16 protein-coding genes and 2 pseudogenes are annotated in these 22,993 nt (G+C 72.3%); 10 read left to right on the forward strand and 8 right to left on the reverse strand.

Going from position 1 to position 22,993, the window contains the following annotated elements:
- The first annotated feature begins 22 nt into the window (after positions 1–22).
- The 3 genes from BLT59_RS03365 (at position 23) to BLT59_RS03375 (ending at position 3,575) form a co-directional block, all read left to right on the forward strand.
- Positions 23–1,003, forward strand: a complete 981-nt coding sequence (locus BLT59_RS03365; protein ID WP_091776504.1) for a transporter substrate-binding domain-containing protein — start codon at positions 23–25, stop codon at positions 1,001–1,003.
- Between the two features lie 234 nt (positions 1,004–1,237).
- Positions 1,238–2,956: a lysine--tRNA ligase gene (locus BLT59_RS03370; protein ID WP_091776506.1), complete on the forward strand. Its 1,719-nt coding sequence runs from the start codon at positions 1,238–1,240 to the stop codon at positions 2,954–2,956.
- 7 nt (positions 2,957–2,963) lie between these two features.
- A complete protein-coding gene (locus tag BLT59_RS03375) occupies positions 2,964–3,575 on the forward strand; it encodes a pyridoxamine 5'-phosphate oxidase family protein (RefSeq protein ID WP_091776507.1) in 612 nt (203 codons plus the stop codon).
- Between the two features lie 21 nt (positions 3,576–3,596).
- Here BLT59_RS03375 and BLT59_RS03380 read toward each other — a convergent pair.
- From BLT59_RS03380 to BLT59_RS03400, 5 genes and pseudogenes are all read right to left on the reverse strand, one after another.
- Positions 3,597–3,922, reverse strand: a pseudogene (locus BLT59_RS03380) (type II toxin-antitoxin system PemK/MazF family toxin).
- Positions 3,919–4,143, reverse strand: a pseudogene (locus tag BLT59_RS03385) (antitoxin MazE family protein). The pseudogenes BLT59_RS03380 and BLT59_RS03385 overlap by 4 nt, the downstream one beginning before the upstream one ends.
- Positions 4,144–4,332: 189 nt before the next feature.
- Positions 4,333–5,232, reverse strand: a complete 900-nt coding sequence (locus tag BLT59_RS03390) for a transglutaminase family protein (RefSeq protein WP_091776509.1) — start codon at positions 5,230–5,232, stop codon at positions 4,333–4,335.
- Positions 5,229–7,766, reverse strand: coding sequence for a circularly permuted type 2 ATP-grasp protein (locus BLT59_RS03395; RefSeq protein ID WP_091776511.1), 2,538 nt, complete (start codon positions 7,764–7,766; stop codon positions 5,229–5,231). The genes BLT59_RS03390 and BLT59_RS03395 overlap by 4 nt, the downstream gene beginning before the upstream one ends.
- 13 nt (positions 7,767–7,779) lie before the next feature.
- Positions 7,780–11,058: a transglutaminase family protein gene (locus BLT59_RS03400; protein WP_091776513.1), complete on the reverse strand. Its 3,279-nt coding sequence runs from the start codon at positions 11,056–11,058 to the stop codon at positions 7,780–7,782.
- A 290-nt stretch (positions 11,059–11,348) separates the two neighbouring features.
- Here BLT59_RS03400 and BLT59_RS03405 point away from each other — a divergent pair, with 290 nt between their 5' ends.
- The gene (locus BLT59_RS03405) at positions 11,349–12,533 is read left to right on the forward strand and encodes a zinc-binding metallopeptidase family protein (RefSeq protein WP_091776574.1); all 1,185 of its coding nucleotides are present in this window, start codon (positions 11,349–11,351) and stop codon (positions 12,531–12,533) included.
- Between the two features lie 131 nt (positions 12,534–12,664).
- On the opposite strand, the gene mntR is transcribed toward BLT59_RS03405, so the two are convergent.
- Complete coding sequence (mntR, locus tag BLT59_RS03410) at positions 12,665–13,126, reverse strand: manganese-binding transcriptional regulator MntR (RefSeq protein WP_012318602.1); 462 nt, start codon at positions 13,124–13,126, stop codon at positions 12,665–12,667.
- A 157-nt stretch (positions 13,127–13,283) separates the two neighbouring features.
- Between mntR and BLT59_RS03415 the strand changes: the two genes are divergently transcribed.
- Positions 13,284–14,612: an Nramp family divalent metal transporter gene (locus BLT59_RS03415; RefSeq protein ID WP_091776514.1), complete on the forward strand. Its 1,329-nt coding sequence runs from the start codon at positions 13,284–13,286 to the stop codon at positions 14,610–14,612.
- Positions 14,613–14,633: 21 nt separating this feature from the next.
- Here BLT59_RS03415 and BLT59_RS03420 read toward each other — a convergent pair whose 3' ends face one another.
- On the reverse strand, positions 14,634–16,322 hold the full coding sequence (locus BLT59_RS03420) for a thiamine pyrophosphate-binding protein (protein WP_091776515.1): 1,689 nt from the start codon (positions 16,320–16,322) through the stop codon (positions 14,634–14,636).
- Positions 16,323–16,579: 257 nt separating this feature from the next.
- On the opposite strand from BLT59_RS03420, the gene BLT59_RS03425 reads away from it, so the two are divergent.
- Positions 16,580–16,990 (forward strand): DUF1236 domain-containing protein, encoded by a 411-nt coding sequence (locus BLT59_RS03425; protein WP_091776517.1) that lies wholly within the window; start codon positions 16,580–16,582, stop codon positions 16,988–16,990.
- 113 nt (positions 16,991–17,103) lie between these two features.
- The gene (locus BLT59_RS03430) at positions 17,104–17,391 is read left to right on the forward strand and encodes a hypothetical protein (protein ID WP_091776519.1); all 288 of its coding nucleotides are present in this window, start codon (positions 17,104–17,106) and stop codon (positions 17,389–17,391) included.
- 89 nt (positions 17,392–17,480) lie between these two features.
- Here BLT59_RS03430 and BLT59_RS03435 read toward each other — a convergent pair whose 3' ends face one another.
- Positions 17,481–18,365, reverse strand: a complete 885-nt coding sequence (locus tag BLT59_RS03435) for a LysR family transcriptional regulator (protein ID WP_091776521.1) — start codon at positions 18,363–18,365, stop codon at positions 17,481–17,483.
- A 489-nt stretch (positions 18,366–18,854) separates the two neighbouring features.
- Between BLT59_RS03435 and BLT59_RS03440 the strand changes: the two genes are divergently transcribed.
- The 3 genes from BLT59_RS03440 (at position 18,855) to BLT59_RS03450 (ending at position 22,813) form a co-directional block, all read left to right on the forward strand.
- Positions 18,855–20,258 carry an HD domain-containing phosphohydrolase gene (locus BLT59_RS03440; RefSeq protein WP_091776576.1) on the forward strand — a complete coding sequence of 468 codons (1,404 nt, stop codon included), beginning with the start codon at positions 18,855–18,857 and terminating at the stop codon, positions 20,256–20,258.
- 9 nt (positions 20,259–20,267) lie between these two features.
- Positions 20,268–21,293 (forward strand): histone deacetylase family protein, encoded by a 1,026-nt coding sequence (locus tag BLT59_RS03445; RefSeq protein WP_091776523.1) that lies wholly within the window; start codon positions 20,268–20,270, stop codon positions 21,291–21,293.
- 104 nt (positions 21,294–21,397) lie between these two features.
- Positions 21,398–22,813, forward strand: coding sequence for an MFS transporter (locus BLT59_RS03450; RefSeq protein WP_244513810.1), 1,416 nt, complete (start codon positions 21,398–21,400; stop codon positions 22,811–22,813).
- Positions 22,814–22,993 lie beyond the last annotated feature (180 nt).

Below are 22,993 nucleotides of genomic sequence, written 5' to 3' on the forward strand. Positions count from 1 at the left end.
CAGGACGTGGTAGAGGAGGGGGGTGAGCCAGTCCCCGCCCCCGCGCTCCGAGAGGAGCACCACCCCTTCCCCGTCGTCAAGAGGCGATAGGACAGGCATCCCATTCCGGGTGGCGACGGCCGCGCTCGCCGCCGCGCTTCTCAGGGCGCTTCTCGGGGCGACCCCCGTCGGCGCCGCGGCGGCGACCGAGCCCCGGGCCGCCGCCCACGCCGTCGACCCTTCGGCCGTCCCCCCCGCCGTCACGGTGCCGGATTTCTGGAACCCGCGCAGCCGGGGCGAGCGGATCGAGGCGCCGCAGACCGGCCGGGCGGTCCGCTTCCTCACCGACGACGAGTTCCCGCCGCTGCACTTCGCCGGCCCCGACGGCAACCCGACGGGCTTCGTGGTCGAACTCGCCCGGGCCGTCTGCGAGAAGCTGACGATCCCCTGCACGGTGCAGGCGCGCCGCTTCGACACCCTGCTGGACGCCCTCGACGGCAAGCAGGGCGACGTGGTCGCGGCCGCCATCCCGCTGACCGCGTCCCTGCGGTCGAAATTCCTGGCGACGCGGCCCTATTTCCGCTGGCCGGCGCGCTTCGCCGCGCGGGCCGACAAGGGTCTGCCGGTGCCCTCGGCGGCGGCGCTCGCCGACCGCAGCGTCGGGGTCATCGCCGGCAGCGCGCATGCGGCCTACCTCAAGGCGTTCTTCCCGAAGGCCGTGCCGCGGGACTTCACCGACCTCGCGGCGGCCGAAGGCGCGCTCAAGCGCGGCGAGATCGACTACGTCTTCGCCGACGGCCTCAACCTCGCCCTCTTCGTCGGCGGCCAGGATGCGGAGAATTGCTGCGCGCTGACCGGCGGCGACTACCTGGAGAACCGGTATTTCGGGGAGGGGATCGGCCTGATCACGCGCCAGGAGGACGCGGCCCTCTCCCGGGCGCTGGACGACGCGCTCCAGCGGGTCTGGGACGACGGGAAATACACCGAATTGTACCTGCGGTTCTTCCCGGTGAGCCCGTTCTGAGGGGCGCGGCGCCTCGGGATGAGGTGGAGATCTGGACATCCGGGATGTCGTCCTGGCGCGTTCGGGAATCCGTTCGCAGGCGGGGACGTGTCCGCTGAGCCGAAACCGAGATGCGCCGTCACAGGCCGCGCGGGCGGGCCCGCGATGGAACCCCTCATTGCGCCGTCGGGCGTTCCGCTCCGATGCGAACCGCTCTAGGGTGCGCGCTCCCAGATCGCATTCACCCCCGAAGACATGGCCGCCGCTCCCCCAGCCCTGACCCTCGACTCCGACACCATCGAGGCCGCCGCCAACGCCGCCGCCTGGCCCTTCGAGGAGGCGCGCAAGCTCGTGGCGCGGCTGGAGAAATCCGGCAAGAAGGAAGTGCTGTTCGAGACCGGCTACGGCCCCTCGGGCCTGCCCCATATCGGCACGTTCGGGGAGGTCGCCCGCACCTCCATGGTGCGGCACGCCTTCCGGGTGCTCACCCGCGACGCGGTGCCGACCCGGCTGATCGCCTTCTCGGACGACATGGACGGGCTGCGCAAGGTGCCCGACAACGTGCCGAACCGCGAGATGCTGGCCGACCATCTCAACCAGCCGCTCACCCGCGTGCCGGACCCGTTCGGCACCCATGACAGCTTCGGGGCGCACAACAACGCCGAATTGCGCCGCTTCCTCGACGCGTTCGGGTTCAGCTACGAGTTCCGCTCCGCGACCGAGTGCTACCGCGCGGGCGTGTTCGACGCGACGCTCCTGCGCGTGCTCGAGCGCTACGATTCCGTGATGGAGATCATGCTGCCGTCGCTGCGCGCCGAGCGCTCGGCGAGCTACTCGCCGTTCCTGCCGCTCCACCCGGTCACCGGCCACGTGATGCAGGTGCCGATCGACGAGGTGAAGGCGCAGAGCGGCACGATCGTGTGGCGCGATCCCGCCACGGGCGAGCGCTACGAGACGCCGGTGACCGGCGGCCACGCCAAGCTGCAGTGGAAGCCCGACTGGGCGATGCGCTGGGTGGCGCTCGGCGTCGATTACGAGATGGCCGGCAAGGACCTGATCGACTCGGTCAAGCTCTCGGCCAAGATCGCCCGGGCGCTCGGCGGCGAGCCGCCGGAGGGCTTCAATTACGAGCTGTTCCTCGACGAGAAGGGCCAGAAGATCTCGAAGTCGAAGGGCAACGGCCTGACGATCGACGCGTGGCTCGCCTACGGCACGCCGGAATCGCTCGCCCTGTTCATGTACAACAAGCCGCGCGAGGCCAAGCGCCTGTTCTTCGACGTGATCCCCCGGCACGTGGACGAGTATATCGGCTTCCTCGACCGCTATGCCGGCCAGGACGCGAAGCTGCGGCTGGGCAACCCGGTCTGGCACCTCCATGCCGGCAACCCGCCGGAGCCCGAGCGGGTCGAGGGCGCGAGCCTGACCTTCGCGATGCTGCTCAACCTCGCCGCCGTGGCCAACACCGAGGATCCGGCGGTGCTGTGGGGCTTCATCCGCCGCTACGCGCCGCAGACCGGGCCGGAGACCCATCCGGGCCTCGACCGGCTGGTCAGGCACGCGCTGAAGTACTTCTCGGACTTCGTGCGGCCGGCCAAGACCTACCGGGCGCCGACCCCGGAGGAGCTGGCCGCCCTGGAGGACCTCTCGGAGACGCTCAAGGCGCATGCCGGCTCCACCGATCCGGAGGCGCTGCAGGCGGCGGTCTACGAGGTCGGCCGGCGCCACTTCCCCGACACGTCCGGCAAGGCCAAGAGCCCGGACGGGCGGCCCGGCGTGTCGCAGGCGTGGTTCACGAGCCTCTACAACGTGCTGTTCGGCGAGGCGCGCGGCCCCCGGTTCGGCTCCTTCGTGGCCCTCTACGGCGTCGACGAGACCCGAGGCCTGATCGCCTCGGCCCTGTCGGGGGCGCTGGTGGCCGAGCACGCGGGCTTCGCGGCCGGCAAGGCGACGCCGGTCGCGTCCCCGGTCGCGTGAGGGCGCGATGATCATCGACAGCCTCGCCGCTTTGGAGGCGATCTACCATGCGCCCCTGGCGCCCGCCTCAACGATGAAGGTCGCGGCCTCGGTCACGCCGGACTACGCGGCGCTGATCGAAGCCTCGCCCTTCGCGGTGCTGGCGACCTCCGGTCCGGAAGGGCTCGATTGCAGCCCCCGCGGGGACCGACCGGGCTTCGTGCGGGTCGCCGATCCGCGCACGCTGATCCTGCCGGACCGGCGGGGGAACAACCGGATCGACTCGCTGCGCAACATCGTGCGCGATCCGCGGGTGGCACTGCTGTTCCTGATCCCGGGCTCGGGCACGACGCTGCGGGTGAACGGGCGGGCGGTGATCTCGGCCGACCCGGACCTGCTCGCGACCTTCCGGGTCGACGGCCACGCGCCGCGCACCGCCCTCGTGATCACCGTCGCGGAGATCTACTTCCAGTGCGCGCGGGCGATCATCCGGGCCGGGCTGTGGGATCCGGAATCCCGCGTGGACCCGGCGAGCCTGCCGACGCCGGGGGCGATCCTGGCGGCGCTGACCGCGGGCGAAGTCGGCGGCCAGCGTTACGACGCGGAATGGCCGGAGCGGGCGGCCAAGACGATGTGGTGAGGGCCGGCTCGGCCGCCGATACTATGCGAGGCCGAGGACCAGCGCGAGAGAGCGGGTCACCGCCAGAGCAGGGTCGCGTCATCGAGGCGGCCGATCGGCGGCCCGGCCTTCTCCCGCCTGACCGATATGGCCTTGTCGATCTGGACTTGAGACGGCTTGCTCAGGCCGTTCCGGGGTGTCGGCTGCACGGTTGGCCGGATCAGCGGTGCGTCCAACCGTGCCGACGAGAGCAGCAGGACCGTCACCGCGCCGCTCTGCGCGAAGGCGTCGGACTGGATCACCAGCGCCGGACGCGGCTTTCCGAAATCGCCCGCCATGGCGACGGTGACGAGATCGCCGCGCGTCACGGCTCGGCCGGATCGTCGAGATCGGTGAGCGCGGCGTCGAGGAAGGCGTTCAGCTCACGGTCGGCCGCATCGGCCTCCGCCACGAGCAGCGACTGGCGCCGGCATTCCTCGGCGAAGCCCGGCCGCCTCGTGTCCGGAACCCAGATCTGCACAGGCCGGAGCCCGGCGGCGCGCAACGCCGCCCGACGCTTTCAAACTCTCTGGGTGACCGGCGTGACCATCGCTGTCCCGATCTCGGTTACATGGAACAGACGGGATGCCGGATCGGCAGGCGTCAAGGCGGCGTGGAGACCCGGATACCGTCGTCTTCGCGTGCGCGGTGAAACAACCGGGGCGGCGCGACAGCGCCCGGCGCGCCGCCGCGGGATTGCTGCGCCGGGTCCGCAAAGGACGGGGCGGCCGGAGCCACCTCACCCCACCAGCGCGAGATCCTGCGTCTCCGTATCCGGAATGACGTCGACCTCGACCTTGAGGCGCTGCTTGCCCGAGCCGCTGACGATGCCGTCGACCGGGGCCACGTCGCCGTAGTCGCGGCCGCGGGCCACCACGATGTGGTCGTCCCGCACCGCCACGCCGTTGGTCGGGTCGAGGCCGAGCCAGCCCTCGCCGCACCAGACGGCCACCCAGGCGTGGCTCGCATCCGCCCCGCGCAGGCGCGGGCGGCCCGGCGGCGGCACGGTGCGCAGGTAGCCGCTGACATAGGCCGCCGGCAGGCCCATGCCGCGTAAGCCCGCGACCATCACGTGGGCGAAGTCCTGGCAGACCCCGGCCCGGAGCGCGAAGGACTCGGCGAGCGGCGTGGCGACGGTGGTGGCCTTGGAATCGAAGCGGAAATCCCGGCCGATCCGCAGCATCAGGTCGTGGGCCGCCCCGTAGGCGCTCCGGCCGGGCGCGAAGCTCGGCCTGGCATAGTCGGTGAGTGCGGGCAGCAGCGGCACCCGGCCGCTCGGGAACAGGAAGTGCACGGGCGCCCGGCCGCCGAGGTCGCGCCCGGCCACCACGGCGTCGCGGACCCGCTCCCAGGGCATCCCGGATTCGGGCGGCGGCGGGGTCGGACGCTCGACCCGGACGGTGGAGAGCGCCTCGACGCTGAAGGTGGTGTGGGGCGCCTCCAGGGTGATCGCCACCGCGTCGATCCCGAAATAGTCGCGCCGCATCACCGCGCGGGTGGGGCTCGGATCGATGGTGACGGCGCTCGCCAGCACGCTCTGGCCCTCGCAATCCTGCGGCTTGAGCCGCAGGGTGCAGCGGGCGAAATGCACCGGCTTGCCGTAGCGGTAGGTGGTGCGGTGGCGCAGCGTATAGATCACGCCAGCCCCGTCAGCTTCTCGGGACGCAGCGCGTTCGGCCCGGTGGGAAAGTAGCGGACCGCGATCCCGTCGGCGAGCCGCTCCAGGTCGGTCGCGAGCGCGGTGAGGCGGACGGCGTCGAAATCCGCGGCCTCGCCGCTGCGCAGCTCCGACAGGATCCGGGTGGCGAGGCGGCAATGCGGCTCGGGGATCCCGTCCGCGGCCAGGGCCGGCAGGTCGGCGAGGTGGCGGGCGATCGCCTCCGCCTGGAAGGCGATCGAGCGCGGATTGTAGGGATCGAGCAGGACCATGTCGCGGACCGGGTCGAGGGCGGCGCCCTGCATGTAGCGGCGCCCGTAGCTGATCTGCGAGTCGCAGAGGGACAGCATCACCCCGAGGCAACCCGGGGTCGCCTCGTCGTTGGCGAAGGCCAGCGCGAAGGTGCAGGTGTTGATCGCCCGCTCGATCCGCCGGCCGAGCTCGACGAAGTGCCAGCCCTCCGCCCGGCTCATGTTCTCGTGCGTGAGCCCGGAGAGCGCCGCGAGGTGGCTCAGCGCCTGCTCGGCGCGACCGGCGAGCTGCGACTCGGTCAGCGCCCGCTCGGTGTCGAGGGACAGGAACTCGTCCAGGTCGGCGAGCACCCGCCAGGTCTCGCCCGACAGGCGGGCGCGGAGCGCGGCGGCGTTGCGGCGGGCCGAGACGGTGTGGGCGTGGGCCGAGCCCGGCCGCTGATGCCCGGCCAGCGCCTCCTGGGCGAGGCGGGCGGTGGGCAGGTTGGCCGCGCCGATGCTGCCCCATTCGTGCAGGAGGGTGCGCAGCGCCAGGGCCGCGGGCGTGTCGAGGGCGCCCGAGATGTCGGCCCCGACCGCGTCCCCGACGCTGCGCAGATGGGCGAGGACGAGCCGGATCACCGCCTCGGCGCGCTCGAGATAGCGGCCGAGCCAGAACAGGCCGTCGGCCGCCCGGGAGGGCAGGTGGCCGCCGACCCGCCGCACCCGCGGGGCCGCGTGCGAGCCGATCAGCGGCGCGGCGATCGGCTTCTCGGACAGGACCCAGACATCGGCGGAGCGGATGCCGAGCCGCATCTCGATCGGATCGACGTCCTCGCGCTCCGAGACGCGGCAGAAGCCGCCCGGCATGACCTGCCAGCCGAGCGGCGTCCGCGTGGCGAAGACGCGGACCACGAACGGGCGGGGCACCAGGACGAGGCCGGCCTCGCCGCGCTCCCAGCCCGGCATGGTCGAGAGCGGCGCGGCCTCCTGGGCGACGTAGTCGAAGGGCCGGTCGCGCAGGGCCGCCACGACCCGCTCCCGCTCGGCCGCCAGGACCGGCCCCGCCAGGATCGCGTCGCGCCCCGCGCCGCGCTGGGGCGTGGCGGCCGGGCGCAGGGTCAGGCTGTCGAGATTGGCCTGCGCGTGCGCCAGGCCTTCGAGGTCGCCGCACCACCACGTGCGCGGATGGCCGAGCCGCAGGGATTCGCCCAGCAGCCGACGGGCGATGCCGTCGAGATAGGGCGCGAGCGCCGCCGACTCGACGAGCCCCGCCCCCGGCATGTTGGCCATCACCAGGGAACCGTTGCGCAGGGCGTCGAGGATGCCGGGCACGCCGAGCCGCGAGGCCGGGTTCAGCTCCAGGGGATCGAGGAAGTCGGCGTCGATCCGCCGCCACACGGCGTCGGCGCGCTTCAGCCCCGAGACGGTGCGCACGTGCAGGCACCCGTCCCGCATGACGAGGTCGTCGCCCTCCACCAGCATCAGGCCGAGATAGCGGGCGAGCGCCGCCTGCTCGACATAGGTGCTGCTGTAGGGGCCCGAGGTCAGCAGGCAGATCCGCGGGTCGGCGCGCTCGGCGCCCAGCGCCAGCCCATCGCGAAAGGCCTGGAAGAAGGCCGGCAGGCGCTCGACGTGGAGATCCTGGAAGAAGTCCGGGAAGGTCCGGGCCAGGACCATCCGGTTCTCCAGCGCCCAGCCGAGGCCCGAGGGCGCCTGCGTCCGGTCGGCCAGCACCTGCCAGCGCCCGTCCGGCCCCCGGCCGAGATCGGCGGCGTAGAGCTTGAGGTAATGGCCGCCGGGGGGCGCGACGCCGTGGAGCGGGTGCAGGAATTCGGGGGTGCCGGCCACGATCGCGGCGGGCAGGAGCCCCTCGGCGACCAGGCGGCCCTCGCCGTAGGCGTCGGCGAGGATCGCCTCCATCAGCTCCGCGCGCTGGACGATCCCGGCGCTGAGCGCCTCCCATTCGGGCCCCTCGATCACCAGGGGCAGGCAGCCGAGAGGCCAGGGATGCTCGCGCTGGTCGCCGGCGATGCGGAACGAGATGCCGGCGTCCCGGATGTGCCGCTCCGCCGCGACGAAGCGGGCCATGATCTCCGGCTCGGTGAGGCCGCCGAGACGGTCGAGCAGGCGCGGCCACGCCCCGCGGGGCCGACCGTCGGGTCCCAGGAACTCGTCCGGCCGGCCGGGGGCGGGCCGATAGCCCGCGCTCCAGCGGGCGACGCGCTCCCGCGGGCCCTCCGGCGGCTCGGCCCGGGCAGCGCCGGCCGCGAGCGCCGCCTCCATCACGGTCCCCCGGTCATTGCGGCGCCGGCATCCGCAGGTCGAGGGTCAGCGGGAACTCGGCGCTGGCTTCCGCCCGGGGCATCTCCACCCGGCCCGGCGTGTGGCCGTGCGGCTGGAACCGGGCGAGGCGGCGCCCCTCCGCCTCGTAGGCGTTGACCGGGTGGGTCTCGTAGTTGCGGCCGCCTGGATGGGCGACGTGGTAGCGGCAGCCGCCCAGCGACCGGCCGCTCCAGGCATCGAGGATGTCGAAGGTCAGCGGCGAGTGGGCGGGAATCGTCGGGTGCAGGGAGGAGGCCGGCTGCCACGCCTTGAAGCGCAGACCCGCCACGGCCTCGCCGCCGCGGCCGGTGGAGGTCATGGGCAGGCGTCGGCCGTTGCAGGCGATGACGTGCCGCTCGGGCACGAAGCCCTCGACCTTGACCTGCAGCCGCTCGACCGAGCTGTCGACGAAGCGCACGGTGCCCCCGCTGGTCCCTTCCTCGCCCATCACGTGCCAGGGCTCCAGCGCCTGGCGCAGTTCCATCCGGACCCCGCCCTGCTCGACCGTGCCGAACACGGGGAAGCGGAACTGGGCCTGCGCCTCGAAGGCGACCGGATCGAAAGCGTACCCCGCCGCCCGGAGATCCTCCAGCACCGAGAGGAAGTCGGACCAGAGGAAATGCGGGAGCATGAACCGATCGTGGAGGTTCGTGCCCCAGCGGACACAACCGCCGGTCTGCGGCTCGCGCCACAGCCAGGCCACGAGGGCGCGGAGCAGCAATTGCTGCGCGAGGCTCATCCGGGCGTCCGGCGGCATCTCGAAGGCGCGGAACTCCAGGAGGCCGAGACGGCCGGTCGGCCCGTCCGGCGAGTAGAGCTTGTCGATGCAGATCTCGGACCGGTGGGTGTTGCCGGTGACGTCGACGAGGATGTTGCGGAAGATCCGGTCGACGAGCCAGCGCGGGATGTTGGGCGCGTCGGGGGCCGGCACCTGGGCCAGCGCGATCTCCAGCTCGTAGAGCCCGTCGTGGCGGGCCTCGTCCATGCGCGGCGCCTGGCTCGTCGGGCCGATATAGAGGCCCGAGAACAGGTACGAGAGGGCCGGATGGCGCTGCCAGTAGAGCACGAGGCTCTTCAGGAGGTCGGGCCGGCGCAGGAACGGGGAATCGTCCGGCGTGACGCCGCCCATGACCACGTGGTTGCCGCCGCCGGTGCCGGTATGGCGCCCGTCGACCATGAACTTTTCCGCGCCCAGCCGGGTCTGGCGGGCCTCGGCGTAGAGGTCGGTGGTGATGGAGACCGCCTCCCGCCAGGAGGCGGCCGGGTGGACGTTGACCTCGATCACGCCCGGATCGGGGGTGACCTTGATCAGGCCGATGCGCGGATCGTAGGGCGGCTCGTAGCCCTCGATGTGGATCGGCAGGTTCAGCTCGGCGGCGGCGGCCTCGAGGTGGGCGGCGAGTTCGAGATACTCGTCGGCGCGCTGGGTCGGCGGCATGAACACCCGGACGACCCCGTCCCGGGGCTCGATCGCCAGCGCGGTGCGCACCGCGACGCCGGTGATGCCGGCCCCGTTGACGACGGTCTCGGCCATCGGGTCATCGGAGAGCGGCCCGCGCGGCTCCAGGGGGTCCTGCGGCTGGTAGTAGGGATAGTGCTCGGGCGGCACGTAGGGCAGCGACGACAGGGGCAGGCGGAAGCCCAAGGGCGAGTCCCCCGGCACCAGGAAGGCGGCGCCGCGCCGAAAATCCCACTTTTCCGAGATCCAGACCCTTTCCGCGTCGCCGTCCTTGCCGGTGGGCAGGCTCGCGAGCGGCAGGACGTAGCCCGCGGCCTCCTCGAGGCCCCGCGCGTAGACCCGCTTGATCCGGGCATCGAACTCCACCGAGCCCGACTTGGCGTCGGCCGGCGTGACGTTGACCGGCAACTCCGCGATCTTCTTCTCCCAGAGTTCACCATCCTCGAAGGCCGGAAAGACGTAGTCGGACAGGCCGAGGCGGCGGGCCAGCGCGTCCGCGAACGCCTTGGCCTGCGCGATGGTGGCTGTCCCCGCCTCCCCGGGCGCAGCCTCCGGAGCGATGAGGTCCGGGTTCCGCCAGATCGGCTTGCCGTCCTTGCGCCAGTAGAGCGCGAAGGCCCAGCGCGGCAGGCTCTCGCCGGGATACCACTTGCCCTGGCCGTAATGGAGCAGGCCGCCGGGCCCGAACCGGTCGCGCAGGCGCCGGATCAGCTCGTCGGCGAGTCCGCGCTTGGTCGGCCCGACTGCGGCGATGTTCCACTCGGGCGATTCGAAATCGTCCACCGACACGAAGGTCGGCTCGCCGCCCATGGTCAGGCGCACGTCCTGCGCGGCGAGGTCGGCGTCGACCCGCTCGCCCAGCGCGTCCATGGACGCCCAGACTTCCTCCGAGAACGGCTTGGTGATCCGCGGCGTCTCGGCGACGCGGGTGATGCTCATCCCGAAGTCGAAGGTGGTCTCGGCGGGCTCCATCGCCCCCGAGATCGGCGCGGCCGAATGGTAGTGGGGCGTTGCGGCCAGCGGGATGTGGCCCTCGCCGGTGAGCAGGCCCGAGGTGGCGTCCATGCCGACCCAGCCGGCGCCCGGCAGGTAGACCTCGGCCCAGGCGTGCAGGTCGGTAAAGTCCGCCGACGCGCCGATCGGCCCGTCGACCGCGGTCGTGTCGGGCACGAGCTGGATCAGGTAGCCGGAGACGAACCGGGCGGCGAGCCCGATCCGGCGCAGCACCTGCACGAGCAGCCACGCCGAGTCGCGGCAGGAGCCGCTCTTGAGCCGCAGGGTCTCGGCGGGCGTCTGGACGCCCGGCTCCATCCGCACCTCGTAGGCGGTCTCCCGGGCGATCAGGCCGTTGAGCGCCACCAGGAACTGGACGGTGCTGGGCTCCGCGGGGAGGCGGGCCAGCAGCGCCTCCATCTCCGGACAATCCGCGTCGACGGGCATCAGATAGGGGGCCAGCTCCTCCGCCAGGTCGGCATGGTAGGCGAAGGGCCGCGTCTGCGCGTAATCCTCCACGAAGAAGTCGAACGGGTTGATCACCGCCATGTCGGCGGTGAGGTCGACCTCGATCTTCAACTCGTCGGTCTTCTCCGGGAAGACGAGGCGGGCGAGCCAGTTGCCGCTCGGATCCTGCTGCCAGTTCAGGAAATGGTTGGCGGGCGTCACCGTCAGCGCGTAGGCCGGGACCTTGGTGCGCGCGTGCGGGGCCGGGCGCAGGCGGATCACCTGGGGGCCGAGGCTGATCGGCCGGTCGTAGCGGTAATGCGTGACGTGGTGCAGGGCGGCTTTGATCGACACGATGGCTCCGTCGAAAGGATCGAACGCGGTCTCGTTGCCGGTCCCGGGCGCCGGCGCCCACCGCGCGGTTATGCGCTACAGACCCTGTCACAAGCAATTTCCGTGCGGCGGGCGGCGCGGGCCCGAACGCGTGCGGGCAGCGGCACGCCCTGACACGCCGTCATCCCGGCCATAGCCATGCCCCGGGACATCATGGATCCTGAACGGGGGCCCGGACCGCCTGGCAGGAACTTTGCCGCCCGGCCCCGCTTGACCGGCAGATGGGCCGGAGGCTGGCCCCGGACTGCGCGATGAAGATCTTCCAGTGCCAAGCCTGCGACCAGCCGGTCACCTTCGAGGCGACGGCCTGCGAGAGCTGCGCGCGGCAGCTGGGCTATGTCTGCGCGGTCCACGAGGTCTCGGCCCTGGAGCCGCAAGGGCTCTCGAGCCATCCGCTCATGGGCGGGGCACAGATCTTCCACGCCTATGCGGATCCCGGCAGACGCTACCGCCTGTGCAACAACGCCCTGTCGGCGGCCTGCAACTGGCTGGTGCCGGAGGACAGCCCCGATCTCTACTGCACCGCCTGCCGGCACAACCGCGTGGTGCCGGACCTGACGCAGAGCTGGAACCTCGCCCGCTGGCGCCAGATCGAGGCCGCCAAGCACCGCCTGTTCTACTCGCTCCTGCGCCTGGAGCTGCCGCTCGCCACCCGCGCCCAGTACACGGACGGGCTCGCCTTCGACTTCCTGGTCGACCCGTCGGAGAGCTTCTCCGGCGGGGCGCCGGTGCTGACCGGCCACGTCAGCGGCCTGATCACCATGAACATCGCCGAAGCCGACGACGTCGAGCGGGAGCGCCGCCGGATCCTGTTCGGCGAGCATTACCGCACCCTGCTCGGCCATTTCCGGCACGAGATCGGGCATTACTTCTGGTATCTGCTGGTGATGAACAGCCCCACCATGGGTGCCTTCCGGGCGCTGTTCGGCGACGAGAGCCTGAACTACGTCCAGGCCCTGCAGGACCATTACGCGAAGGGCGCGCCGGCCGACTGGGACGAGGCCTACGTCTCGGCCTACGCCACCGCCCATCCGTGGGAGGATTTCGCCGAGACCTTCGCGCATTACCTGCACATCGTCGACACGGTGGAGACCGCCTCGACCTTCGAGCTGCACGTGCGCCCCCGCCTGCGCCACGGGCAGGCGGCGCCGACCGTGATCGATTTCGACCCGTACAACATCCCCGATCTCGACCGGCTGATCGCGGCGTGGCTGCCGCTCACCTACGCGATCAACTCGCTCTCCCACAGCATGGGCCAGCCGGCGCTGTACCCGTTCAAGCTGACGCCCACGGTGATCGCCAAGCTCGCCTTCGTGCACGAGCGGATCTACGCCTCCCGCACCGGCACCCTGCCGGATGCCGGCGAGGCCGGGGCCGAGATGCTGCGCGCGGTGATCATGGGCCTGCGCCAGAAGGTGGCGGCGCCGACGGTGTGAGGGCAGGGCCGCCGAGGACGGCACGCCGTCATCGCGAGCGGAGCGAAGCAAGCCCGTCGGTGCCACGACCGCAGGCCTCGCGCCGCCCTGGGCCGCCTCGCTGCGCTCGCGATGACGGCTGAAGGGGCGCCTCACGCCCCCCCGTGCCGTTCCGCAAAGGCGCGGAAGGCCGCCAGGGTCTCGGCGCTGACATGGTGCTCGATCCCCTCGGCGTCCCGCCGGGCGGTCTCGGGGCTCACCCCCAGCGCGCAGAGGAAGCGCTCGACGATGCGGTGGCGCTCCCGGGCCTGGGCGGCGAGCCGCCGGCCGGCCTCGGTCAGGAACACGCCGCGATAGGGCCTCTGCTGGACGAACCCGTCCTCGCACAGGCGCTTCAGCATCTTGGCGACGGTCGGCTGGGCGACCCCGAGCCGGGCCGCGATGTCCACCTGCCGCGCCTCGCCGCCGTCGCCGATCAGATCGTCGATCAGCTCGACGTAATCCTCCACGAGCTCCGAGCGCCGTGCCTCTCGGGCCTGGCGGAAGCTCTCCACGTGCCGCTCGGGATCGACCAGCACGGTCTCGGGCGAGCCCGGCTCGGACGGTTCCTGCATCGGCTCTCCCCCCTCTCGGCACGCACACGCCGCCCGAACCCTGTCTAGCAAACACTGCCACCGGGAGGGGAGTCCCGCGCAGTCGACGGAGCCCCCTTGAATCCCGGCCCCGAACCTTGAATATAGCCTACGCTATATCTTAGAGGAGAGGGTGAGCATGGTGGCGCCGAACGCCGCGACGGCCCCGGGGCGCGCCGCGCCCGGAGCGATGAGCCGGCGGACCGAGGGCGCCATCCGCGACGTCCTCGATGGCCGTCGCGGCGGCAGGGCCCGGTTCCTGCTGTTCGCGGGCCCCGCCGTGACGGCGTCGATCGCCTACATGGACCCCGGCAATTTCGCGACCAACATCCAGGCCGGCGCCCGCTACGGCTACGGCCTGCTCTGGGTGGTGCTGCTCGCCAACCTGACCGCCATGCTGTTCCAGGCGCTCTCGGCCAAGCTCGGCATCGTCACCGGAAAAAACCTCGCCGAGCATTGCCGGGACGCGACGACGCGGCCGGTGCGCCTCGGCCTGTGGGGCATCAGCGAGGTGGCGGCCATGGCCACCGACCTCGCGGAGTTCCTCGGCGGCGCCATCGGCCTGTCGCTGCTCACCGGCATGCCGCTGATGGCCGGCATGGCGATCACCGCGCTCGTCACCTACGCGATCCTGCTCCTGGAGCACGAGGGGTTCCGGCCGCTGGAGATCGCCATCGGCGCGATGGTCGGCACGATCGGCCTCTGCTACGCGGTCGAGCTCCTGGTGGCGCCGGTGGCCTGGGGGGAGGCCGCCAAGGGCCTCGTCACCCCGCGCATCCCCGACGCGCAGGCGCTCACCATCGCGGTGGGGATCATCGGCGCCACCGTGATGCCGCACGCGCTGTTCCTGCATTCGGGCCTGACCCAGGGACGGGGCAATCCCCGGACCGAGGCCGACCGGCGGCTGCTGGTGCGCTACTCGAACCGGGAGGTGGTGGTGGCCTTGCTGCTCGCGGGCCTCGTCAACATGGCGATGGTGATCATGGCGGCGGCGGCCTTCCATGTCGGCCACAGCGGGGTCGCCGAGATCGGCGAGGCCTACCGCACCCTGACGCCGCTGCTCGGCCCCGCGGCCGGGGCGGCCTTCCTGGTGTCGCTGCTCGCCTCCGGGATCTCCTCCTCGGTGGTGGGCACGCTGGCCGGCCAGCTGGTGATGCAGGGCTTTACCGGCTGGCGCATCCCGCTCCTCGTCCGCCGCCTCGTGACCATGCTGCCGGCCTTCGTGGTCGTGGCGATCGGGGTCGATCCGACCCAGGCCCTGGTCCTGTCGCAGGTGGTGCTGTCGCTCGCCCTGCCGGTGCCGATGGTGGCCCTGGTGGTGTTCACCCGGCGCCGCAGCGTGATGGGGCCCTTCGCCAACGGGCCGCTCACCCAGGCCGCCGCCGTGGCGGGGGCCGCCCTGGTGCTCGCCCTCAACATGGTGCTGCTGGCGGCGGCCTTCGGGGTGCCGGTGCCGGGGCTGGAGTGAACCCCCCGCCGACCGCCCCGCTCAGGTCGCCCGCACCACCACCTCGACGAGGTTGGCGGCCCCTGACCGGATCCCGGCCTCGATCGCCGGGGCGATGTCGGCGGCCCGGGTCACCCGGCGGGCCGGTACGCCCATGGAGGCGGCCAAGGCCAAAAAATCGATCCGCGGGTCGGTGAGGTCCATGGCGATGAAGCGGTTGGCGCGCACCGAGGCGTAGTGCGCCTGGCCCTTCATGAAGGTCTTGAGGATGTTGTACTCGGCGTTGTTGATCACCACGAAGGTGACCGGCAGTTTTTCGTGCGCGGCCGTCCAGAGGGCTTGCGGCGAGTACATGGCTGCCCCGTCGCCGACCACGCAGACCACGGGCGCGCGGTCGAGGCCTAAGGAAAACCCGACCGCGGCCGGCATGCCCCAGCCGAGCACGCCGCCGCGCATCGCCGCGTACTGGTGCGCCGAGGGGCTGTCGAGGAAGGTGCGCAGGTGGGTCAGCGTCGCGGGCGCCTCGTCCACGATGGTGGTCTCGGCCCCGACCGCGCGGGCGACTTCGCGCGCGGCGACCAGCGGCGCGATCACCGGATCCTCGAAGGCCGCGTCGGCGGCCGCGGCGAGCTTGGCCCGGCGCTCGGCCCGGGCGGTCACGGCCTGACTGCGCAGCTGCTCGAAGGCGTCGGCCCGGTCGGCGAGGCGGGGGCCGAGCAGCGGCAGCAGGGCGTCGAGCGAGGCGCGGATGTCGCCCACCGTCGACAGGCAGGTGGCGTAGGTGCGCCCGAGGTCGCGCACGTCGGCCGAGAGCTGAAAGACCTGCACCCCCGGCGGCACCGCGGAGACCTCGGAGTAGAGCACCGTGATCAGCGATTTGCCGCCGAGCGCGAAGACCGCGTCGTAGCGCCCGAGGATGTCGGCGATGGCGTCGGCCCGGGTCGGGAGGTTTCCGGCCCAGAGCGGGTGCGCGGTGGGGAAGGGGATGTGGGCCGGCCAGGACGAGCCGTAGACCGGCGCCGCCAGCAGGTCGGCCAGCGCCACCATCTGCGCCGAGGCGTCCGAGGCGTCGATCTCGTCGCCCGCGATCAGGGCGAGCCGGCCCGGCGCGATCGCGGCGAGCTTCTCGGCCAGCCGGTCGAGCGAGCCCGCCACCGCCCGCTGGTCGATGGTCGAGGTCTCGCCGGCCGGCACCGCGCTCATCGCCTCCATCACGTCCATGGGCAGGGACAGGAAGACGGGGCCGGAGGGGGCGGCACCGGCATCGTGGAACGCGCGGCGCAGCAGGATCGGGATCTGGTCCGGGCTCGTCACCTCGCGCGCCCACTTCATCACCGGGTCGGCGATGGCGACGAGGTCGCCCATCAGCAGCGGGTCGGTCAGCGCGTGGCGGAGGTCCTGCTGCCCGGCGGTGACCACCAGCGGCGTGCCGGAGACCTGGGAATTCACCAGCCCGCCCATGGCGTGGCCGAGGCCGCCCGCCGTGTGCAGGTTGAGGAAGGCGGGGCGCCGCGCGCCCTGCGCGTAGCCGTCCGCCATGGCGACCGCGGTCGCCTCCTGCAGGGCGAGGATGTAGCCGATATCCGGCGCCTCGGTGAGCGCGTCGATGAGCGGCAATTCGGTGGTGCCGGGATTGCCGAAGATGTAGCGCACGCCCTCCGAGCGCAGTACCTCCACCAGCAGGTCGGCGCCCCGGCGGCGGCCGGCGGTCTCCACGGTCTCGATCGGCATCGTCCCAGTTCCCTCCGGCGGAATCAGCCGGAGGCTAAACCATGAGCGGGCCGGGGCAATGCCGCGGCTCCGCCCGCCTCCCGCGGGGCCGAACCGGCCCGATGGGAGCGATCCGGGCGACCCACGGGATGCGGCACCCCGCGGATGCCGTGCAGCAACCGATCGGCAGCCATTTTCGTCGTATCCTGCGGGCGGGACGCTCCCGCTCCCTCAGGCGCAGGCCTGACGTTCCCTGCCACCGACCAGGACGACACATCATGCGGATCGCGGCTCCTCTTGCGCTTCTGGCCACGCTGGGCCTCGCCGCGGCCGCCCAGGCGCAGGGGTTGGAGCGCGGGGCCCAGGAGGGCGCCTCGCGCGGCGAGGAGATGGCGGGGCCCCTCGGCGCGATCGTCGGCGGCGCGATCGGTGCGGCCGTGGGTACGGCCAACGGCATCCTGGGCGTCGACCGGCGGGAGCGATTCCGCATCTACGCGCTCGGCGAGCGCCGCCCGTCCGTCGCGCTCGCGGGCCCCGTGCGGGTCGGGACCGTGCTACCGGAGGATGGCGTCGTGTACTACGATGTCCCGCGCGAATTCGCGTTGCCGGAGTACAGCTACACGATCGTCAACGGGCATCCGGTTCTCGTCGAGCCGCGGTCACGCCGCATCGTGGAGGTGATCGACTGACGGCCCCCGCCGGCGGGGCCCGGCTGAGGGATCCGGCGGGATGGAGCGGGCGATCCCCTGGGGAGTGCAACGATGATCCAGACCACGATCCTGCTGGCGCCCCCGGTGACGGGATGACCGAGGGCGACGCCGCAGATGCCGACCGGCGGCACTGGTTCTACGACAGCCGGCTCCTGGTCTGCGCGTTCTGCTTGATGTCGTTCATGGTCATCTTCTGGCAGGTCAGCCGATTCGAGGGCTTCCAGCCGATCTTCACCTGCGCGCGGGATCAGGACGTCGATCGCGGACTGCTCTCCACCGGGATGCGGGCGTGCATGGGCGACGCGAACTCGCAAGCCGCCCAGGCCCGCTGCATGCACGTCGTCTACGTGCTGGCCTGCACGAACGAGCGGTGGCGCTGACGTCGCTTCGGACGGGCGCCGCGGGTGGCCCGACGCAGATCATGTCCACGAAGATCGAACGGTCCCGGGGCGTGTTCCGCGGGCTCCGCTCAGGCGCGCAGCTGCGCCACGAAGGCCCGGATGAACGGCGGCAGCCCGTCGAGGTCGCGCAGGCACAGGGTCAGGTCGCGCCGCGCCCAGGAATCGGCGAGGGGCACCACCGCCAGGGCGAGCCCCTGCGCGGCACGGGTGGCGGCGCTCTCCGGAAGGACAGCCAGCCCGACGCGGGCCTCGACCAGCCGGCAGACGGCGTCGAAGCCCCGCAATTGCACCCGCAGGCGCATCGGCCGCCCCGCCCGCACCGCCTGGGCCACGAGGAACCGGCTGATCGCGCTGCGCCGGTCGAGCCCGACGAGGTCATGGCCGAGCACCTCGGCGAACGGGATCGTCCCGCGCGCCGCCAGGGGATGGTCCCGGGCCGCCACCAGCACGAACCGGTCCTCCCGGAACGGAAAGGTCTGCAGCGAGCCGGTATCCACCGTGCCGGACAGGATGCCGAGATCGGCCGCGCCCTCGGCCACCAGCCCGACGATCTCCTCGGAGGTGCGCTCGTCGATCTCGACGCCGATCCCGGGGTGATCGGCCAGGAAGGCCGAGAGCGCGTCCGGCAGGAACTCGGTCAGCGCGTTGGTGTTGGCCAGCACCCGGATCTGGCCGAAGGCGCTTCCCGAAAAGGCCGCCATCTCCTCGCGCAGGCGCTCGACCCCGGCCAGGACCTCCCGGGCATGGACGAGGAGCGCGCGCCCGGCCGGGGTCGGGCTGACACCCTGCCGGCCGCGGGTCAGCAGGGCGGCGCCGAGGGATTCCTCCATCAGCCGGATTCGCGTCGAGGCGGCCGCCAGGGCGAGGTTCGCCCGCGCGGCCCCGTGGGTGATCGAGCCGGCCTCGACCACGTGCCGGAACAGGCCGAGATCGGTGAGATCGAACCGCATCATCGCGAAGGCGCCTCCCGGCCCGCCCACTGCGCCGGCCCGCCCCGGTCCGGCCGCGCGTCGACGGCCCCGTCGGTCGCGGCCCCACGGTAGCGCCGGGGCGGCCGCCTGTCAGGCGTTCCGGCCGGCCATGCCCCGGCATCGGAGCGGCAGAGGCCCGGAACGCCGGCGGACACGGCCCGCCGCGGCGCTCCCGGTTACAGACCGGCCCGATCGTTCAGGCCTCCGGTGCGGAGCGGCGCACGCCCCCGCCGTCGATCGACGCGCGCCTGCCGGTCTCTGGCACCCGATACCCTGGGATCAGGCAGATCCTCTCCGCGAATACAGCAGACACGACCAGATTCTGCCGAAGATGCCGTTTTACCGCCCGTTAACGCCACACAATCCAATGCTCTTCGTCAGTTCGAAAGGCTTCGCGGCGATGGTTCCTGCGTCAACACATCCGGTCGAGCGGCCGCCCCCCGATCGCCTGTGGCGATCCGGGAGCCGCTGATGGACGCGCTCCTCGTCGACGACAGCGCCACGATGCGGATGCGGCTGCGCCTCCTGCTCGAGGCCAAGCCCGACGTGTCGGTCACCGATCACGGCGATCCGGCCGCCGCGATGGTCGAGGCGCAGATGCGGGCCTTCGATCTCGTCCTGGTCGATTGCCACATGCCCGGAATCGACGGGATCGCCTTCATCCGGCAGATGCGCACCATTCCGCACTACGCGCAGGTGCCCATCGTGATGGTCACCAGCGACATCTCGGACACGGTGCGGCTCGCCGCCCTGGAGGCCGGGGCGACCGATTTCCTCGACAAGTCCATGCAGGGCGTCGAACTCACCGTGCGGCTGCGCAACATGATCCGGCTCGCCCGGGCGGTGCGGCGGCTGGCCGAGCAGGCGGCCTGGCTCGACGGCGAAGTGGAGGCCGCTCTGCGCCACATGCGCGAGCGCGAAGAGGAGATCATCTTCCGCCTGGCACTGGCCGTCGAGTATCGCGACAACGACACCGGCGACCACACCTGGCGGGTGGCCCGCTACAGCCAGATCGTGGCCGAGGGGCTCGGGCTGGCGCCGGAAATCTGCCGCAACCTCTATCTCGCGGCGCCGCTGCACGATGTCGGCAAGGTCGGCATCCCGGACGGCGTCCTGCTGAAACCCGGCCGGCTCGACCGGGACGAGTTCGACCTCGTCAAGACGCATCCGGCGATCGGCCGGCGCATCCTGGGCGGGAGCGCCTCCGAACTGATCCGGCTGGCCGCGGAGATCGCCGAGTTCCATCACGAGAAGTGGGACGGCGCCGGCTACCCGCACGGGCTCGCCGGCGCCGCGATTCCCCTGTCGGCCCGGATCGTCGCGGTGGCGGACGTGTTCGACGCCCTGACCACGGTACGGCCCTACAAGGACGCCCTGTCCTTCGACGCGGCCCTGGACTGCATCCGCTCCGAGAGCGGCCGCCATTTCGACCCGGCCTGCGTGGCGGCGTTCTGCGCGCGCTTCTCCGACATCCGCGTCGCCGGCGGGCAGAACCGGGCGGCGGTGCGGCCGAGTGCCGGCCCGGTCACGGAACCCTGGGCGCGGGTCCCGACTCTGCTCCGCGAGGTCGCCCCGGCTGCGCCCGCCCCGACGGGATGGTGCATCGGCGCCCTCGACGCGCTCCTGGCGCCAACGGCGAACCCGGACGCGTCTGCGCCGTTGATCCCGGACACGCACGGATCACGGACGGAGCGGGCCCATGACCACGACCTGGAAGACGCTGCCGGAGATCGCGCTGACGCGCCAGATCTCCCTGGAGGCGGCCCAGCGCCTGGTGGACGGGGCGAACTGCCCGAAGGTGTTCCGCGCGGACGGCACGGTCTATCTCATCTGAGCCCGTCCGGGGCGGATGACGCGCATCCCGGCGGGCCCTAACCTGCCGGCATGCGCATCGTCCACACACCCGATTCGAGCCGGCACGATCCCGAACGCTACATGCGGCGCGGCGCGCCGATCCCGCATCCCGAGCAGGCCGCCCGCTACACGATCCTGCGGGACGCGGCCCTGCGGGGCGGCCACGACCTCGCCGAGCCGGCCGATCACGGTCTCGAGCCGATCCGGGCGGTGCATGATCCGGGCTACGTGGCGTTCCTGGCCGAGGCCTGGGCGCGCCGGGGCGAGATCCCCGACATCGGTGACGAGATCCTGACCGGGGCCTTCGCCCGGCCGCAGATGCACCGGACGCCTCCCGGCCTCCTCGGGCGCCTGGGCCTCTACACCGCCGACACCTCGACGCCGATCCGCGCCGGCACCTGGGCGGCAGTCTACGGGTCGGCGCAATGCGCCGTCGCGGCCGCCGACACGGCGCTGACGGTGGGGCACGCCTACGCCCTGTGCCGCCCGCCCGGCCACCACGCCTACGCGGATTCCGCCGGCGGCTTCTGCTTCCTCAACAACAGCGCCATCGCGGCCGAGCGGATGCGCGCCGCCACCGGCGGCCCGGTGGCGATCCTCGACATCGACGTCCATCACGGCAACGGCACGCAGGGGATTTTCTACGCCCGCGCCGACGTGCTGACGGTCTCGGTCCATGCCGACCCGTCCGACTACTTCCCGTTCTTCGCCGGCTACGCCGACGAGACCGGCACCGGGGCGGGAGCGGGGTTCAACCGCAACCTGCCGCTGCCGCCGGGCTCGGGCGACGCGCCCTGGCTCGAGGCCGTGGAGGCGGGACTCGCGGCAATCGCCGCGCACAGACCCCGGGCCCTCGTGGTGGCGCTGGGCCTCGACGCCGCCGCGGACGATCCGATCGGCGCCTTCGCGGTGACCCGGGCGGGCTTCGTCGGGGCGGCGGAGCGGATCGCCCGGGCCGGGCTGCCCACGGCCCTCATCCAGGAGGGCGGCTACCTCTGCGCGGCCCTGCCGGAGAACCTCTCGGCCTTTCTCGCCGCCTTCGACGCCGCGCGCTGAGACCGACCGCACGACGGTCCCGCGCGGCACGCGCATGATGTGCAGGCGCGCTGTGACCGTGATCGCCGGCGCGCCGGATCAACTGCCCGGATGTGGTCGACCCGATGCCACAACCGACCTATCAGGGCGGGGAGGGCGCCGCCGATGCGCCCCGGCAGGAGGAACGGGCGATGGGCGCGGGTGACGGCGGGCTGCGCGAGGCGGCCGGCGCTCCGTGGTACGCGGGTCTCACCCGGCGCCACTGGCGGATCCTGTGGGGCAGCTATCTCGGCTGGATCTTCGACGGCTACGAGGCGGTGGCCCTGGTCTACGCCCTGCGCCCGGCGCTGGCCTCGATCCTCACGACCGAGCAGGCCCGGATGCCGGCCTTCTACGTGGGGCTCGCCATCGGCATCACGCTGCTCGGCTGGGGTATCGGCGGCCTGATGGGCGGGATCGCGGCCGATTATATCGGCCGCAAGCGCATGATGATGGTGTCGATCCTGGGCTACGCGCTGTTCACGGGGCTCACCGCCTTCGCGGAGAGCTTCACGCAGCTCGCGCTGCTGCGCTTCATCACCGGGCTCGCCATCGGCTCGGAATGGTCGACCGGCATCGCCCTGGTGGCCGAGACCTGGCCGAACCGGGCGCGCCCGAAAGGCTGCGGCTTCCTGCAATCGGGCTTCGGCGGCGGCGCGGTTCTGGCCGCCATCGTCTGGGCCGTGCTCGCCGCCACCGAGCCCCTGGGCGCGGAATCCTGGCGGATCCTGTTCGCGCTGGGCGCGCTCCCGGCCTTTGTCTGCCTGTACCTGCGGCGGGCGCTGGAGGAATCGGAGCAGTGGATGCAGGCCGTGAAGGCGCAGCGCTGGGCCGCCACGACCGAGGATGCCCGGAGCACCCCGAAGACCGGGACGCGGCCGTTTTCGCTCACGGAGATCTTCCGCGAGCCCGAGAGCCGGCGGCGGGTCCTGCTCGCCACGCTGCTCTCCTTCGCCACCACGGTGGGCTGGTGGGCGGTCTCATCCTGGCTCCCGGCCTACACGGAGGGGCTCGCCAAGGCCGCGGGCGAACCGGCCAATGTCTGGGGCCCGCGCATGGGCATCATCTACAATATCGGGGCGATCACCGCCTACGTGATCTCGGGCTTCGTGGCCGACGCGATCGGGCGCCGCGCCTTCCTGCTCCTGACGTATGTCGGGTGCATCGCCACGTCGCTCGCCTGCTACCTCTGGACCGGCGGGCTGGTGCCGTTCATGGCGCTCGCCTTCCTGAACGGGTTCTTCACCCTGGGCTTCGCCTTCTCGTGGATGGCGATCTACCTCGCGGAGCTGTTCACCCCGGCGGTCCGGGCGACGGCGGCGAGCGTGGTGTTCAACGGCGCGCGGCTGATCGCCTGGATCTTCCCGATCCTCGCCGGGCAGATCGTGACCGCCTTCGGGGGCGTGGCCGCGGCGGCGCTGACCCTGTCGGGCGTCTACGTGATCGGCCTCGTCGTGCCGTGGTTCATGCCGGAAACGCGGGGCCGGCCGCTGCCGGAATAGATCGATCCGGCTTCCGCCCCGCCGGCGGCGGGCGCCATCAGGCCCGGCCGGACGCGAAGCGGCCCCCGACTCTGATGGAGCGGGGGCCGCGTCCTGCACGGGCCGTCCTGGAGCCCGCCCGGCCAGAGGCAGGGGGCGCCAGCCGGTCCTAGTGCACTGACTCAGACGGATGGTTCAGGG

It is taken from the genome of Methylobacterium sp. UNC378MF (assembly GCF_900103195.1).
Classification (GTDB): Bacteria; Pseudomonadota; Alphaproteobacteria; order Rhizobiales; family Beijerinckiaceae; genus Methylobacterium.